We start from the raw sequence: 15,244 nt of genomic DNA, 5'->3' as shown, positions 1-15,244 counted from the left end.
CTAACCCGCGCGTGGGTTAGTTGGCGGAGGGCTGGGGAGTTGGGAGGGCGATGTCTAGGGCGTTGGCTTCGACGTGGTTTAGGGCGTGGCGGACGGCGCCGACGGAGACGATGGCGTCGCCGAGGGAGGAGACCGCGACTCGGGGTGGGCTGGTGGTGAAGGACGGTAGTTGCGCGGTGATGCCCGGCACCAGCACGCCGGCGGCTTCGGCGACGGCTCCGCCGATCACCACCAGTTCCGGGTTGAGCAGGACGCCCACGGAGGCGATCACCCGGGCCATCCGGGTGGAGAGGCGGTCGAGGATGTCCTGTGCCACCGCGTCGCCGTCCGCCGCAGCGGCGAACACCATCTCCGCGGTGACGGCGTCCAAACCGCCGGCGAGCTTGCGCAACGCCGTTCGCGGGCTGCGTTTGGTGATCGCCGCGGCGCCCCATTCGCGGGCCAGGCGCGCGATGCCGTCGGCGCTGCCGACACCTTCCACGAGCTCCAGGTAGACCATCTCGCCGGCACCACCCCGGTGGCCGTGCAGTAGCCGGCCGGATTCCAGCAGACCGGCGCCGATTCGCTCGCCGGACAGCACCACCGCGAGGTCGTCGACCCCGCTGGCCGTGCCACGCCACCGTTCGCCGAGGGCGGCGAGGTTGGCGTCGTTCTCGATCAGGACCCGCCAGCCGTGCAGCTTCGTCAGGGTGGTGTCGAGGCCGACGTCGAAGGCCCGCCAGAACTTGTCGGTGTCCAGGATCTTCCCGTCCCGGCTGACCGGCGCCGCGACGCCAACGCCGACCGCGAGCACCTCGTCGGCGCGGACCCCAGCCGAGGCCAGCGCCTCCGTTGCCGCCCGGTCGACGACGCCGGTTCGCTCGGTCGCGGGCAGCTGCACATCGCGGAAGGAGTGCACGGCCTTGCCGAGCACCTCACCACGCAGATCCGCCACCAGCACGGTGGTCTTGCCCGCACCCATGTCGATGCCGAGGACGTAACCGGCGCGGCTGTTGAACTCGAAGCGGCGCGAAGGCCGGCCGGTGGACGTGCCGGCTTCGCGGCCGGTGCCGAGCTCGCGGACCCAGCCCATCGCGATCAGGTCGTTGCAGACCGCGTGCACGGTGGCGCGGGTCAGCCCGGTGGACTCGATCAGGTCCGAACCGGTCTGCACGCCGCCGGCGGACAGCACTGACAGCACCTTGCCGGCATTGACGCGCCGCAGCAGCGGCGGAGTGGCACCCACAACGTCCCCCATGAGCCATTGACCCTCTCGTCGTTCCATGAGCAGAATACTCCGGAATCTAAATTTAGAGTCTATATAAATGAAGGAAACCTCCGTTGCGAATGACCGACACCCTCACTCCGTTCGACCCGGCAGACGTGCTGCCCGACCCGCACTGGTGGCGGCAGGCCGTTGTGTACCAGGTCTATCCGCGCAGCTTCGCCGACTCCGACGGCGACGGACTGGGCGATCTGCGCGGCATCGTGTCCCGCGTGCCGTACCTGTCGTCGCTGGGCGTGGACGCGGTGTGGCTCAGCCCCTTCTATCCCTCGGCGCTGGCCGACGGCGGCTATGACGTCGACGACTACCGTGACGTCGATCCCCGGCTCGGCTCGCTGGCGGACTTCGACGACCTCGCGACCGCCCTGCACGAAGCGGGGATCAAGCTGATCGTCGACATCGTGCCGAACCACTCGTCGAACCGGCACGCCTGGTTCCGCGAGGCACTCGAATCACCAGCCGGTTCGGCCGCCCGGCAGCGGTACGTCTTCCGCGACGGCCTCGGCCCGGACGGTTCGCTGCCGCCGTCGGACTGGCAGTCCGTGTTCGGCGGACCGGCCTGGACCCGCGTCCCGGACGGCCAGTGGTACCTGCACATGTTCGCCCCCGAGCAGCCCGATCTGAACTGGGACAACCGCGAGGTACGCGACGACTTCCTCACCACCTTGCGATTCTGGTCCGACCGTGGCGTGGACGGTTTCCGCGTCGACGTCGCGCATGCCTTGGTGAAGGACCTCGCCGAGCCCCTTCCGGATTGGGCGTCGCTGGAGGACCCGGCGCTGCCGCCGGGCTCCCACCCGCTCTGGGACCAGGACGGCGTCCACGAGATCTATGCCGAATGGCGCCAGGTCTTCAACGAGTACGACCCGCCGCGCACCGCGGTGGCCGAGACCTTCGTACCGGCGACGCGGCGCGCGCGGTACGCGAGCCCCGAGGGCCTGGGGCAGGCGTTCAACTTCGACCTGCTGCAGGCCGATTGGGACCCGGCGAAGTTCCGTGCCGTCATCACCGGGAACCTCGCCGAGGCGGATGCCTCCGGTGCCTCGTCCACCTGGGTCTTCTCCAACCACGACGTGGTCCGCCATACGACCCGGTACGGCCTGCCGCAACGGGCCGATGGCGACTGGCAAGACGGCAAGGCCTGGCTACTCACCAACGGCGCCACGCCTGCTGTCGATACCGAACTCGGCCTGCGACGGGCGCGAGCCGCCGTACTGCTGATGCTGGCGCTGCCGGGCTCGGCGTACCTCTATCAAGGGGAAGAGCTCGGCCTGCCCGAGGTGGGGGAGTTGCCCGCCGAGGTGTTGCAGGACCCGGCGTTCCAGCGGTCGGCCGGTGCGGAGAAGGGGCGCGATGGATGTCGCGTGCCGATCCCGTGGACTTCGGACGGTACGTCGTTCGGGTTCGGCCCGGCGGGCGCGCACTTGCCGCAGCCGGCCTGGTTCGGCTCGTACGCCGTCGCGGAGCAGGAGGGCGCTCCGGAGTCGACGCTGAACCTCTACCGGCAAGCGCTGGAGCATCGCCGCCGGCTGCAGGATGCCGAGACGTTGGAGTGGATCGACGCCGGCCCGTCTGTGCTGCACCTGGTCCGCCCTGGTGGCTGGCGGTCGGTCACCAACTTCGGCACTGAGCCGGTGGAGCTGCCGGCCGGGTCCGTCGTACTCGCGAGTGGACCGCTGGACGAAGGCCGGCTGCCGGCCGACACCACCGCCTGGATCGTCTGAACCGATCCGCCGGCGGGGCCACCGACGGCGGCGAACAGCTATGGAGGAAGACATGACTGAACTCTTCAGGCCTGCGATGTCGAGGCGCCGGTTCCTCAGCACGAGCGCCCTTGCGATCGCCGGCGGCAGCACGGTGCTGGCCGGGTGTGGCAGTGGCTCCAGTGGTGGTCCGGGCGCGAGCAGCAAGGGGGCCGTGACCTGGGCCTCGTGGGCGAACCCGGGTGAGGCCATCCGGTTCAAGGAGTACTCGAAGTCCTACGAGCAGTCGTCGGGTGCCAAGATCACGTATCAGACCGTTGTCGGCGACTATCAGGCCAAGCTGCTGAGCCAGCTCGCGGGCGCCGCCGCGCCGGATGCGTTCTACGTCGGCGACGGGCAGATGGCGAAGCTCGTCGGGTCCAAGCAGCTGGTGGATCTGACCTCCTACCTGAACGCCGCCGACAGCCCGGTCAAGGAGGCCGACTTCTTCCCGGGCCTGATGCAGTGGTGCCGGCCGAAGGGCGGCGAGGGCCTGTACGGCGTACCGGTGGACTGCAACCCGAAGGTCTTCTGGTTCAACAGTGACGTACTGGCCAAGGCCGGGGTGACGCAGACGCCGGCGCAGATGTTCGAGGCCGGGACTTGGACGCAGGACGCGCTGACGTCGTTGCTGGACAAGGTGCGTGCCACCGGTAAGCGCGGCATGGTCCTGGAGGCCGGCTGGTTCGACCTGATGTCGTGGATCACGACTTTCGGTGGCACCGCGATCGACACCGACGGCAAGGCCGTGTTCGACACCGACCCGAAGGCGCAGACCGCGGTGGCCTGGCTGTTCGATCAGCTTGCCTCGGGCAACATCACGTTCGGTGGTTCGCTGCCGAAGGGGCAGGGCGCGGACGCGTTGTTCTACAGCGGTCAGCTGGCCACGATCCAGTACGGGCGGTGGATCCTGCCGAACCTCAAGAAGCTCAAGTTCGGGTACGACATCGCGCCGCTGCCGTCGGAGTCCGGCAAGGACATCATGCCGGTGCCGGTCGCGACGGCGGCGATGTCGGTCAACGTGAAGGCGAAGAACCAGGAGGCGGCACTGGCGTTCCTGGGCAACTACGTCAGCTCGGAGGGCCAGAAGTTCCGGTTGTCCGGCGGTGGCAACGCCTGCCCGTCCGTGAACGGACTCGACGAATTGGTGACCGAAGGCAACCTTCCGGCTCACGGCAAGCTGTTCACCGAGATCGCTCGCAAGGGTTATGCGATCCCGCTGGCCATCGCCGGTAACGCCGAGGTCGCCACCAACCTGCCGTTGCTGATGGACCGGCTGCTGAAGGCGGGGAAGGAGACCCCGCTGTCCTTCAGCCAGAAGTTGGTTCAGCTGATCAACGGCACCAAGTGATGAAGAAGGGGCGCAGGAGCAATCTGGCCGGCTACGCCTTTCTCGCACCGCAGCTGATCGGCCTGGTCGTGTTCATGGTGGGCCCGCTGATCTTCGCCGTGGTGCTGAGCTTCTCGCATTGGGACGGTTTCGGTACGAGGTCGTTCGCCGGGCTGGCCAACTTCGAACGCGTCTTCAGCGATCCGCAACTGCGGACGTCCGTGCGCAACACGGTCTGGTTCACGGTCCTGCAGGTGCCAGGGATGATGCTCGCGGCTCTGGTGGTCGCGCTCATGCTCCAACGGGCCGGGCGGTTGAAGTCGTTCTACCGGATCTTCTACTTCGCGCCGGTGGTCACCTCGACCGTGGCCGTCGGGGCGATCTGGCTGTGGCTGTTCAACCCCGAGATCAGCCCGGTGAACAACGCGTTGCGGCAAGTGGGACTGCCCGCGCCGGACTGGTTGCAGGACGCGCGGTTCGTCATCCCGGCCTTCGCGATCGTGGGGATCTGGCAGGGGCTCGGCTATCAGGTGGTGATGTTCATGGCCGGACTGGAGAACATCCCAGGCACGTTGATGGAAGCCGCCGATATCGATGGCGCGAGCGAATGGCAGAAGCTGCGGCGGATCACCCTGCCGTTGCTGTCGCCAACGATCCTGTTTCTGTCGATCACGTCGGTCATCGGCTCGTTCCAGGTGTTCGACTACATCTACGTGTTCATGGACACCACGGCACCCGAACCGGCCCGGACCATCGTCTACGAGATCGTGCAGATCGCCTTCCGGGAGTTCGACTTCGGTGTCGCCTCCGCCTTGGCGGCCTGCCTGTTCCTTGCCCTGCTGGCCCTTACCGGCCTGCAGTTGGCCGCTCAGAAGAGGTGGGTGCATTACACCGAATGACTACCGTCGAAGAAATCCCTCAGCAAGTCGTCCCGGTTGAACCGCCGGCCGAGGCACCACCGCAGTCCAAGCCCGCCCGGCTGTGGCGTCTGCCTCTGCACCTGGTGGTGGCAGTAGGCGCCCTGGTGATGGCAGGCCCCTTCATCTGGATGATCCTGTCGTCGTTCAAGCCACTCGACGAGATCTTCCTGCAACCGCCCAAGCTGCTGCCGCAACTGTGGCAGCCGGAGAACTACAGCCGCGCACTCGAGGCCGCCGACTTCGGCCGTGGCTTCTTCAACTCGTTCTACATCGCCGTCACCGTCACGGTGGTGTCACTGGTGACCTCGGCCATGGCCGCCTACGCCTTCGCCCGGATCCGGTTCTTCGGCAGCCGGACGCTGTTCATCGCCTTCCTGGCCACGATGATGGTGCCGATCCAGCTGACGATCATCCCGCTGTACCTGATCATGGGCTGGCTCGGCTGGGTGGACACCCACCTGGCGCTGATCGTGCCACCGGCGATGTTCAACGCGTTCGGCGTCTTCCTGCTCCGGCAGTACATCCGGGGCATCCCGCTCGAGCTGGAGGAGGCCGCGGCCATCGACGGAGCGAGCCGGGCGCGGATCTTCCTCACGATCGTGCTGCCGTTGCTGCGGACACCGCTCACGGCGCTGGGGATCTTCACCTTCCTCGGCCAGTGGAACAACTTCTTCTCGCCGCTGATCTTCCTCAACAGCGAGGAGAACTTCACCATCCCGCTGCTGGTCAACCAGTTCAAAGGCCAGTACTCCTCGGACTGGACCAGCCTGATGGCCGCCTCCACCCTCGCGGCCGCGCCACTGCTCATCATCTTCGTCATCGCCCAACGACAGATCGTCGAAGGCATCGCCCTATCCGGCTCGAAAACCTGACCCCTGGAGGCACTTAATCTTCGCGGGTGTCGTTCATTCGTCTTGCCGTTGTCCTGTTGCTACTGATGACCGGATCGGTGGCGTGTTCGTCCGACCCGGAGGAGAAGGCGAAGGTGCAGCCGGTCGTGCACGAGGCGGCGCCGGTGCCGAAGGACCGCGATCCGGCGGCGGTGCTCTCGGCTCTGCGCAAGATCGACGCGTGCGCGTTGCTGGGCCCGGCGCCGGGCAAGGTCCCGATCGGACCGCACGGCTGCCGGGCCGCGACCGCGCTGACCATCCGGCTCGGCGCGGCGCTGTCGATGGATGCGCGGGACAAGCTCGAAGTGCTGGTGATCGGTGGCGCGAAGGCTTATCGCAACCTGCCGTTGTGGACTGACGCCTGCGATGTCTTCCTACCGGTGAGCTTCACCCAGACGATCAAGATCAGTAGCAAGGAGAAGCCCAAGGGATGCGCCGCGGCCGAGAAGGCTGCCGCGACCGCGGTGCGTCTACTCGCGAAGCCGGCGGCCATTCCGGTCATCCCGGCGGCGGCGCGCTGGGACGCTTGTACGGTGCTGGGGCACGTCCTCGGCGCATCGGCCGGGAAGTTGGCGGCTGGTGACGCCGGTCTGGACGACTGCGAGCAGGTGCCCACAAACCGGAGCGACATGGCCGCGGTGGCTCGCGTGGCGACTTTGTCGTTCCGCTATGGACCACAACTGCGCTACCGGGACATGGAACCACTCGGCGGACGCAAGATCTACAAATTGGTGGGCAACGGCTGCCGGGTGCCCTGGAACCAGGGCACCTCGGGCGCTAAGGATCCCGAATTCGGGCAGCGCGAGATCGAGCTCAAGGCAGCGGACTGTGCCGAGGCGAAACGACTCGCGGTGGCGACGATGAAGACGCTCAGTACGGCGCCACCCGCGGGACCGGGGTTTGCCGGCGCGTTGACGTACGGCGTGATGGAGCCGGATAGCCCGCGAGCCGGCGGGTGTCGCGAACTGCCGGTCAAGCCGGCGTGCGAGCCGTACCACCCGGTCGACGTACCGAGCGGCGGTGCGGTCGAGGTGGTGCGCCAGGTCGACGCAGATCCGAATGTGCTGTGCGCGATCGCGGTCGACGTGGTCTGGGATCGACTCGGGCCGAGGTTCCAGCCGGTGACGCGAGTCGGCAGCGACGAACGGACGCCGGAATGCGTCTTCGTCGAGCCGTCGCACGAGTTGAAGGTGACGGTCGGACTCACCGATGGCTGGAAGAGAGCGCCGTCCGGCACTGTGCAGAAGGAGTTCAGCGGGCATCCCGGGGTCCTGGACACGCCGATTCCGACATTGACGCAGGCGACGGTCGCGGTGACGAACGAGATCCACTTGTCGGTCACCTTCTCGTTCGGCCCGCCACGAGGTCGGGCCAAGCCGAACGACGTCGATCGCAGCGCCGAAATCGAACCCCTGACGAACGCCATTGTCGGCAAATACTTCTGACCCTGGGTACGCCTAGCCTTTTGCGGTGTCGATCGCGCGCGTGGTTCTCGGGGTCCTGCTCGTCTGCGCCTTGAGCGGGTGCACCGGAGGCAAGGAAGACAAGCCGGACGGCGGGCCGTTGCCGGATCTGCCTGCCGTCGTCCATCCCAAGGCCGAGGTGCCGAAGGATCGGGATCCCGCGGCGGTTGCGGCGGCGCTGACCCGGCTCGACGCCTGCGCGCTGATGGGTTCGGCGAAGGCGGTGCCGATGACGCCTCATCGCTGCCGGCTCGAGACCGGCGTGGGCGAGAGCATGACGCTGACCCTCGGCACGCCGCTGACCTGGCAGGAGCGGTACGGGAGTGACCTACAGACCGTCAAGGGTGCGCGGGTGTACTTCCAGGGCCCGGACCTCGATCGGTGTAAGGCGGACATTCCCGTCAGCTTCACCCACACGATCGAGGTGGGATTGACGACTTTGCGAGACCCGACCCCCGCTACCTGCAAGCGAGTTCGGACGATGACGGAGGCGGTCATCACCCGGCTGGCGAATCCGGAGGCCAATCTCGCCCGGATGCCTGCGGCCCGCTGGAACGCTTGTACGGCGCTCGCGCGGTCTCTAGGCCTGACGGCGCCGACGAGTAAGCACGACTTCGCCAACGGGCTGGACGGGTGCACTGATCCCGACGGACTGCAGGTCGAGCTGAGCTTCGGCCGTGACTTCAAGCCGTCGTCTGACGCGACTGTCCGACAGCTCGGCGGTAAGCGTGTCCGCCAGTACACGTACTCCGGTTGTGACCTCGAATGGAGCCAAGGCCCCTCAGGCGTTGCGACCGCTCCCAAGCGCGTGGTGACGGTACGGGCGAAGACCTGTGCCCAGGCGGACAAGAGCGCGCTGGTCCTGATGAAGGTGCTCGACGGTCCGCCGCCGGCTCAGGCCAAACCGCAGCACCCGCTGATCTACAAGTCGGGTGAGCCGGATAGGGCGGCTGCAGGTGCCTGTGCTGACGTCGGGACCCTTGAGCCGTGCGAGCCCTACCACCAGGTCGAGGCGCCGACAGGAGCTCAGGAGGTTCTGCGGCGGGTCAAGGCCGATCCGAATGTCAACTGCGCCATAGCCGTTGATGCTGTCCGCAAGCACCTAGGGCCGGGGTTCCGACCTGCGACTCTCAACAGTTCAGCTAAGTATCTGGCGCACCGGAGCTGCGAGTTCGTCGAGCAGTCGCACGGGCAAAGCTTCGCGGTATCGGTCGTCGACGCGCCACCGACGCCGAAGACCGTGTACGTGCCGCACGGGAAGGAGGTCACCGTGCAGGGCCGGCCGGGAACGCACTTCTCGTTCGTGGAGCCCAAGTCTCGCCGTGACGACCTGTACGTCGAGGTCGCGGACCGCATCACGCTGCGCCTGCAGTTCGGGCTCGGCCTCCCCCGAGGGGTCACAAGCAAGACCGCCCTCGACAGCGAGCGGGCAGCAGTCCTGCAACCGCTCGCGATCGACATCCTGAACAAGCACTTCTCCTGACGAGTGGACCGCGTCGGCTCCCCCTCAGTGACGTCGATCTGCCTCGTCCGACACGGCGAGACGGCTTGGAATAGCGAAGGCAGGCTCCAAGGCCGCGAAGACGTTCCACTCAACGACCGGGGGCGAGACCAGGCCCGGAAACTCGCCGACGCACTGGCCGTCGACCGTTGGGATCTGCTGGTGAGCAGTCCGCTGTGCCGCGCCTGGGAGACGGCCACGATCATGGCCGCGCGCCTTGGCCTGCCCGAACCGGTTGCAATCCCTGAGCTGATGGAACGGGACTACGGCGCGGCCTCAGGCCTGACCAAGGTTGAAGCCGCCAGACGGTTCCCGGATGGCGTCTATCCCGCCTCCGAGACCCGCGCGGACGTCCGCGGCCGATGTTGGCCGGTACTGGAACGGCTGGCGACCAGGTCAGCTGGAGGATCCGCCCTGGTCGTGACCCACGGCTCGGTGATCAAGAGCCTTCTGCTGGCGATATCCGATGGTGCGATCCCGGCCGCCGACCTGAGGAATGCGTGCAGCAACCTGATCTACCGAACCGCTGACAGTCCCTGGCAAATCATTCACCACGACAGGACGGTGTGACATCCGGCGGACGCTGCCGGGCTGTCCACTCGCGCGTCGAAACCTGCCTAGCTGACGCAGAGGCAGAAGGGGTGGCCGGCGGGGTCTAGGAAGACGCGGAAGGTTGTGCCGGGTTGGTGGTCGTGTTTGGTCGCGCCGAGTTCGAGCACTGCGGCCTCACCGGCGTCCAGGTCCTCGACCATCACGTCGAGGTGCATCTGCTGGGGCACCTCTTGGCCCGGCCAGACGGGCGGGGTGTACTTCTCCACCGGCTGGAACGAGATGCACTGCCCCTCGGCGCGGATCTCGGCCCAGTCGTCGGAGACGCTGACCTTCCAATCCAGCAGCGCGCCATAGAACCTCGCGAGCACGCCGGGATCGGGGCAGTCGATGACAAAGCTGGGGAATTGTGCGATAGCCATGCCGATCACGGTAATACGCATCGCGGACGATTCCCGTCCGGATAGCTGTGAGGGCGTTCTTTGGCAGGATAGGGCGGGTGACGCCGACTCTTGCCGATGTGCTGGCCGTTCTCGATCGCCTCTATGACCCGTCCTGGGCGGAGAGCTGGGACGCGGTCGGTCTGGTGACGGGGGATCCGGCGCAACCCGTGCGCCGCATCTTGTTCGCCGTGGACCCGATGCGAGCGGTGGTCGATGAGGCGATCGCGGGGGAGTACGACCTGCTGGTCACGCATCACCCGCTCTACCTCAAGGGCGTCAACAGCGTCGCCGCGACGACTCCCAAGGGCCGCGTCGTTCACGACCTGATCCTGTCGGGTACGGCGTTGCACGTCTGCCACACCAACGCCGACAACGCGAACCCGGGCGTCAGCGATGCCCTCGCCGCGGCCCTCGGTCTGACCCGCACCCGGCCGCTCAAGGCCATGCCGGCCGACCCGATGGACAAGATCGTCGTCCACGTCCCGACCGCCGAGGCCGACGCGATGATCGATGCCCTCGCGGCCGCGGGCGCCGGGAACATCGGCGAGTACGACCGCGCCGCGTGGACGACGCTTGGCGAAGGCACGTTCCGGCCTGGCGAAGGCGCGAATCCCACGCTGGGCGAACCCGGCCGGATCGAGCGGGTGGCCGAGGCGAAGGTGGAGATGGTGCTGCCGCGCTACCGACGGCGTCAGGTGGTGGAGGCGATGCGGGCCGCCCATTCGTACGAGGAGCCCGCGTTCGACGTGCTCGAGCTCGCGGAACTGCCCAGCACGCGAGGTGGTGGGCGTATCGGCGTACTGGCTGAGCCGCTGCCGCTAAAGGAGTTCGCCGAGCGGGTCGCGACAGCGTTGCCCCGGACGACGCACGGCGTACGGGTGTCCGGTGATCCCGAGCGGATGATCGAGACCGTCGCGGTGGTCGGTGGCGCGGGGGATTCGGAGTTCGGCCGGGTTCGGGCGTCGGGGGCGGACGCGTACGTGACGGCCGATCTGCGGCACCACCCGGCGACCGAGGCGAGGGCGTACGACGAGGGGCCGGCGCTGGTCGATGTGGCGCACTGGGCGAGCGAATGGCCGTGGCTCGCGGACGCCGAACGCCTCCTGACCTCGGAGCTGGCGGCGCGGGGCAGTAGCGTGGACACTCACATCTCGACCCTCTGCACAGATGCCTGGGATCTCCGGCTCTGACACGGGGGAACAACTGAACGAAGAACTAAGGAGCCGACCCTGAACGCCGAGCCCGCTGTCCAACGCGTGTTACTGGACCTGCAGGACCTCGACCTGCAGCTGGATCAGGTCGCCCACAAGCGCAAGGCCGTGCCCGAGCTGGCCGCCCTGGCGGAGCTGGGCAAGGAGAAGAGCGTCGTCGATTCCGAGCTGGTCGCCGCCGAGACCGAGGTCAGTGACCTGCAGCGCGAGCAGAAGAAGGCCGACAGCGATGTCGAGCAGGTCCGCCAGCGCCGGACCCGTAATCAGCAGCGGATGGACTCCGGTCAGGTCGGTTCGCCGCGTGATCTGGAGAACCTGCAGCACGAGATCGTCTCGCTGGACCGGCGCATCTCCGACCTGGAGGACGCCGAGCTCGAGGTGATGGAGCGGCTGGAGGCGGCCGAGGCCGTGCAGGAGGACCTGCGCGCCCGCGCGGCGGCCTTCGCCGGGCGTCAGGCCGAGCTGGAGTCCGCCCGGGACAGCGCTTTCAAGGAGCTGGACGAGCAGCGCGCCTCCCTCGGGGACAAGCGCTCGTCGACCTCGGCCGCATTGCCCGCGGACCTGGTCACGACGTACGAGAAGCTGCGCGAGCGCAACGGCGGTATCGGCGCCGCGCCGCTGGTCGGCAAGCGCTGTATGGGCTGCCGGATGGAGCTCACGCCGTCCGACCTGAACCGGATCAAGGCGGCGCCGGCCGACGAGGTCGTGCGCTGCGAGGAGTGCGGGCGGATCCTCGTCCGGACGGGAGAGCCCGCCAAGTGATCGACCACGTCATTGTGGAGGCCGACGGGGGATCCCGCGGCAACCCGGGTCCCGCGGCGTACGGCTCGCTGGTGCGGGACCCGGCCAGCGGTGAGGTGATCGCCCAGGTCGGGGTGACGATCGGGATCGCGACCAACAACGTCGCGGAGTACAGCGGCTTGATCGCCGGGCTCGAGCTGGCCCGGGAGTACGCGCCGGACGCCTCGATCGAGGTCCGGATGGACTCCAAACTGGTGATCGAGCAGATGGCCGGGCGCTGGAAGGTCAAGCACCCGGACATGAAACCGCTCGCGGCGAAGGCCCAGTCGCTGGCGCCGCTCGGTACCGAGTGGACCTGGGTGCCGCGCGCGCAGAACTCCGCCGCCGACGCCCTCGCGAACATGGCGCTCGACGGCAAGACGGTCCCGCTCCGCCCTACTGAGGTGGTAGCCGCGAAAGGGGTCGATGAGGAGCCGTCTGACCTGGCGAAGGCCTTGCAGGGCTGGGGCGCTCAGGCCGAGCCGCCTACCCAGGTGATCTTCCTGCGGCATGGCGAGACGCCGCACACGGTCGACAAGCGGTTCTCCGGTTCGGGCGGGGATGATCCCGGTCTGAGCGAGAACGGCGAGGCGCAGGCTCGCGCCGCGGCGGCGTACCTGAAGGCGCGAGTCGGCCAGATCGACGCGATCGTGTCGTCGCCGATGCGTCGCGCCCAGCAGACGGCGAGCGCGGTCGCGGCGTCGTACGGGCTGGACGTCGACATCTCGCCGGAGTGGCGCGAGTGCTCGTTCGGCGACTGGGACGGCTTTACCTTCGCCGAGGTCCAGCACAAGTGGCCGGACCAGATGAACGCGTGGCTGGCCTCGACCGCGGTGGCGCCGCCGAACGGGGAGTCGTTCGAGATGTGCGGACGGCGGATCCGGGCGGCGCGCGACGGGATCCTGTCGACGTACCCGGGCAAGACCGTGGTCGTGGTGACGCACGTGACGCCGATCAAGTTGATGGTCCGGGCGGTGCTCCAGGCGCCGATGTCCTCGCTCTTCCGGATGGAATTGCGGCCCGCCACCATCACCGAGATCCACTGGTACGCCGACGGCTTGGCGTCCCTCAGGAGCTTCAACACCATCCCCGCACTAGTCTGACCCCTACAGCCCCGACAGCGAGGTCGGGACGCTGAGTGGACGGAGGACGCGCGTGCCGTTGCAGAAGGTGCATTTCGCCGAGGAAGTACCCGAGGTGTTCCGCGCGTCCTTGCAGGCGATCCGGCGGGAGCTGGAGGTGCCGGCCGAGTTCCCCGCGGAGGTGGTCGCGGCGGCCCTGCACGCTGCGGCGAACCCGCGTCTGCCCGCGTTGGACCGGACGGAGATCGAGTTCGTCACGATCGACCCGCCGGACTCGATGGACTTGGACCAGGCACTGCACATCGAGCGCGCGGGCGACGGTTACACCGTGCACTACGCGATCGCCGATGTGGCCGCGTGGGTGCAGCCGGGCGATCCGATCGACCTGGAGGCGCGCAAGCGGGGCGAGACCCTGTACGCGCCGGACAAGCGCACGCCGTTGCACCCGCCGGAGTTGTCCGAGGGCGCGGCGTCACTGCTGCCCGACGAGGTTCGGCCCGCGCTGCTCTGGACCATCACGGTCGACGCGGCGGGCGAAGGTACCGAGGTCGACGTACGGCGTGCGCTGGTCAAGTCGCGCGCCAAGCTGAACTACGCGGGCGTGCAGAAGGACCTGGACGCCGGTACGGCCGGGGAGTCGTTGACGTTATTGCGCGAGGTCGGCCTGCTGCGCGAACAACGCGAGCGCGCGCGCGGTGGCGTCAACCTGCCCATCCCGGACCAGGAGGTTGTCACCGGCAACGGCGACTGGACGCTCGAATTCCGCGCGCAACTCCCGGTCGAGGGCTGGAACGCGCAGATCTCGCTGCTGACCGGGATGGCCGCCGCGCAGCTGATGATGAACGGCAAGATCGGCATCCTCCGCACGCTGCCCGACTCGCAGGATGGCGTGCGCAGCCGGCTGGAGAACACGGCCAAGGCCCTGAGCATCCCGTGGCCGCCCGGTTTGTCGTACGCCGATTTCATCCACACGCTGGACGCGAAGGTGCCGGCGCATGCCGCGATGCTGGCGGCGTGCACAGTGCTGTTCCGGGGGGCGGGTTATACGGCGTTCTCGGGTTCTGTGCCGGAGCAGCCGGAGCATGCCGCGATGAAGTCGTCGTACGCCCATGTCACCGCACCCTTGCGCCGTCTGGTGGACCGGTGGACCAGCGAGATCTGCGTCGCGTTGTGCGCCGGCTCCGAGGTGCCGGCGTGGGTGCACGAGTCGATGAACGAGATCCCGAAGATCATGGAGGAGTGCGACCGCAAGGCCAACGCCTACGAACGCGCCATCGTCGGCATGGTCGAGGCAGGCCTGGTTGCGGATGAGGTCGGCCAGGAGTTCGACGGCGTCATCACCGACGTCGACGAACGCGAACCGACGCGCGGCATCGTCGTACTGTCCGATGTCGCCGTCGAGGGGCGAGTCACCGGTACGACGCAGTTGCCGCTCGGGCAGCCGGTCCGGGTGCGGCTCACCGCGGCCGATATCGCCAAACGCCTGGTCGCCTTCTCACTCGTGCAGTAGGGATTCCACTGCGGCGGTGGTGCGTTTGAGGTCGCCTGTCGCGAGCAGGTCGAGCAGACCTCCGCGGAGCATCGCCAGTACGGCGGTACGTCGTGCGCGCCCTCTAGCCGTACGACGTACCGCGGCGGGTTGTGCCTTGGCGAGCAGCTCCAGCCAGACCTCGACCGAGGTGCGGGCGTAGTCGGCCCACGGTCCGGCCGGATCGACCAGCGACCGCCCGTACGCCTCCACCCAAAGCTGCATCAACGCCCGTCGCTCTGGGGCCGAGAGCCACTTCCAGAGCTCACGCGCGACCACCTCGAGGCCGGGCTCGTCGTACTGCGTGGGGATGCGATCCAGTAGCGCGAGCTCGTCGGCCCTTGCCCGGTTGAGCAATGCGCGGATCAGGCCGTCCTTGCTGCCGAACAGGAACAGCAGCACGCGCGGGCTCGACCCGATGGCCGTGGCGAGGGGACGCAGGGACAGATCCGCCAGGCCGTGCTCGAGCGAGTACGCATAGGCGCGCTCGAGCAGTTCGGTCTCCCGGGCGGACGGGGGTGTTCCGGTGGTCGTCACAAGG

At 67.9% G+C, this 15,244-nt stretch carries 14 protein-coding genes; 11 read left to right on the top strand and 3 right to left on the bottom strand.

Features of this window, described 5'->3' with window-relative positions; all coding sequences use genetic code 11:
- Positions 1 to 16: 16 nt before the first annotated feature.
- A complete protein-coding gene (locus OG394_RS12490) occupies positions 17 to 1,264 on the bottom strand; it encodes an ROK family transcriptional regulator (RefSeq protein WP_328995412.1) in 1,248 nt (415 codons plus the stop codon).
- Positions 1,265 to 1,326: 62 nt separating this feature from the next.
- On the opposite strand from OG394_RS12490, the gene OG394_RS12485 reads away from it, so the two are divergent.
- From OG394_RS12485 to OG394_RS12455, 7 genes are read left to right on the top strand one after another with little or no spacing between them, the layout of a single operon-like run.
- Entirely contained in the window at positions 1,327 to 2,988 is a 1,662-nt protein-coding gene (locus tag OG394_RS12485; protein WP_328995410.1) for a glycoside hydrolase family 13 protein, read from the top strand.
- A 52-nt stretch (positions 2,989 to 3,040) separates the two neighbouring features.
- Positions 3,041 to 4,357, top strand: a complete 1,317-nt coding sequence (locus OG394_RS12480; RefSeq protein ID WP_328995409.1) for an ABC transporter substrate-binding protein — start codon at positions 3,041 to 3,043, stop codon at positions 4,355 to 4,357.
- A complete protein-coding gene (locus OG394_RS12475) occupies positions 4,357 to 5,235 on the top strand; it encodes a carbohydrate ABC transporter permease (RefSeq protein ID WP_328995408.1) in 879 nt (292 codons plus the stop codon). Before OG394_RS12480 ends, OG394_RS12475 begins: the two co-directional genes overlap by 1 nt.
- Complete coding sequence (locus OG394_RS12470) at positions 5,232 to 6,128, top strand: carbohydrate ABC transporter permease (RefSeq protein WP_328995407.1); 897 nt, start codon at positions 5,232 to 5,234, stop codon at positions 6,126 to 6,128. The genes OG394_RS12475 and OG394_RS12470 overlap by 4 nt, the downstream gene beginning before the upstream one ends.
- 26 nt (positions 6,129 to 6,154) lie before the next feature.
- Positions 6,155 to 7,591 carry a hypothetical protein gene (locus tag OG394_RS12465; protein ID WP_328995406.1) on the top strand — a complete coding sequence of 479 codons (1,437 nt, stop codon included), beginning with the start codon at positions 6,155 to 6,157 and terminating at the stop codon, positions 7,589 to 7,591.
- 25 nt (positions 7,592 to 7,616) lie between these two features.
- Positions 7,617 to 9,092: a hypothetical protein gene (locus OG394_RS12460; protein WP_328995405.1), complete on the top strand. Its 1,476-nt coding sequence runs from the start codon at positions 7,617 to 7,619 to the stop codon at positions 9,090 to 9,092.
- Between the two features lie 3 nt (positions 9,093 to 9,095).
- Positions 9,096 to 9,680 (top strand): histidine phosphatase family protein, encoded by a 585-nt coding sequence (locus OG394_RS12455; RefSeq protein WP_328995404.1) that lies wholly within the window; start codon positions 9,096 to 9,098, stop codon positions 9,678 to 9,680.
- A gap of 47 nt (positions 9,681 to 9,727) precedes the next feature.
- Here OG394_RS12455 and OG394_RS12450 read toward each other — a convergent pair whose 3' ends face one another.
- Positions 9,728 to 10,081, bottom strand: coding sequence for a VOC family protein (locus tag OG394_RS12450; RefSeq protein WP_328995403.1), 354 nt, complete (start codon positions 10,079 to 10,081; stop codon positions 9,728 to 9,730).
- A 77-nt stretch (positions 10,082 to 10,158) separates the two neighbouring features.
- Between OG394_RS12450 and OG394_RS12445 the strand changes: the two genes are divergently transcribed.
- The 4 genes from OG394_RS12445 to OG394_RS12430 all read left to right on the top strand — a co-directional run bounded on the left by OG394_RS12445 (position 10,159) and on the right by OG394_RS12430 (position 14,685).
- Positions 10,159 to 11,292, top strand: coding sequence for a Nif3-like dinuclear metal center hexameric protein (locus OG394_RS12445; protein WP_328995402.1), 1,134 nt, complete (start codon positions 10,159 to 10,161; stop codon positions 11,290 to 11,292).
- A gap of 66 nt (positions 11,293 to 11,358) precedes the next feature.
- Positions 11,359 to 12,075, top strand: a complete 717-nt coding sequence (locus OG394_RS12440) for a zinc ribbon domain-containing protein (protein WP_328995400.1) — start codon at positions 11,359 to 11,361, stop codon at positions 12,073 to 12,075.
- Complete coding sequence (locus tag OG394_RS12435; RefSeq protein ID WP_328995399.1) at positions 12,072 to 13,196, top strand: bifunctional RNase H/acid phosphatase; 1,125 nt, start codon at positions 12,072 to 12,074, stop codon at positions 13,194 to 13,196. The genes OG394_RS12440 and OG394_RS12435 overlap by 4 nt, the downstream gene beginning before the upstream one ends.
- 52 nt (positions 13,197 to 13,248) lie before the next feature.
- Positions 13,249 to 14,685, top strand: a complete 1,437-nt coding sequence (locus OG394_RS12430) for an RNB domain-containing ribonuclease (protein WP_328995397.1) — start codon at positions 13,249 to 13,251, stop codon at positions 14,683 to 14,685.
- Here OG394_RS12430 and OG394_RS12425 read toward each other — a convergent pair.
- The gene (locus tag OG394_RS12425; RefSeq protein WP_328995396.1) at positions 14,671 to 15,240 is read right to left on the bottom strand and encodes a TetR/AcrR family transcriptional regulator; all 570 of its coding nucleotides are present in this window, start codon (positions 15,238 to 15,240) and stop codon (positions 14,671 to 14,673) included. The two genes, OG394_RS12430 and OG394_RS12425, sit on opposite strands and share 15 nt — an antisense overlap.
- Between the last annotated feature and the right edge of the window lie 4 nt (positions 15,241 to 15,244).

It is taken from the genome of Kribbella sp. NBC_01245, assembly GCF_036226525.1.
Lineage (GTDB): Bacteria > Actinomycetota > Actinomycetes > Propionibacteriales > Kribbellaceae > Kribbella.
Note: the sequence above shows the minus strand (reverse complement) of the source record. Positions and strands in the feature narration are given on the sequence as shown.

Bases quoted from the DNA above. Each gene is read 5' to 3' on its own strand.
- OG394_RS12470 (WP_328995407.1), top strand. From the start codon at position 5,232: ATGACTACCGTCGAAGAAATCCCTCAGCAAGTCGTCCCGGTTGAACCG.
- OG394_RS12475 (WP_328995408.1), top strand. From the start codon at position 4,357: ATGAAGAAGGGGCGCAGGAGCAATCTGGCCGGCTACGCCTTTCTCGCA.
- OG394_RS12450 (WP_328995403.1), bottom strand. From the start codon at position 10,081: ATGGCTATCGCACAATTCCCCAGCTTTGTCATCGACTGCCCCGATCCC.
- OG394_RS12485 (WP_328995410.1), top strand. From the start codon at position 1,327: ATGACCGACACCCTCACTCCGTTCGACCCGGCAGACGTGCTGCCCGAC.
- OG394_RS12490 (WP_328995412.1), bottom strand. From the start codon at position 1,264: ATGGAACGACGAGAGGGTCAATGGCTCATGGGGGACGTTGTGGGTGCC.
- OG394_RS12480 (WP_328995409.1), top strand. From the start codon at position 3,041: ATGACTGAACTCTTCAGGCCTGCGATGTCGAGGCGCCGGTTCCTCAGC.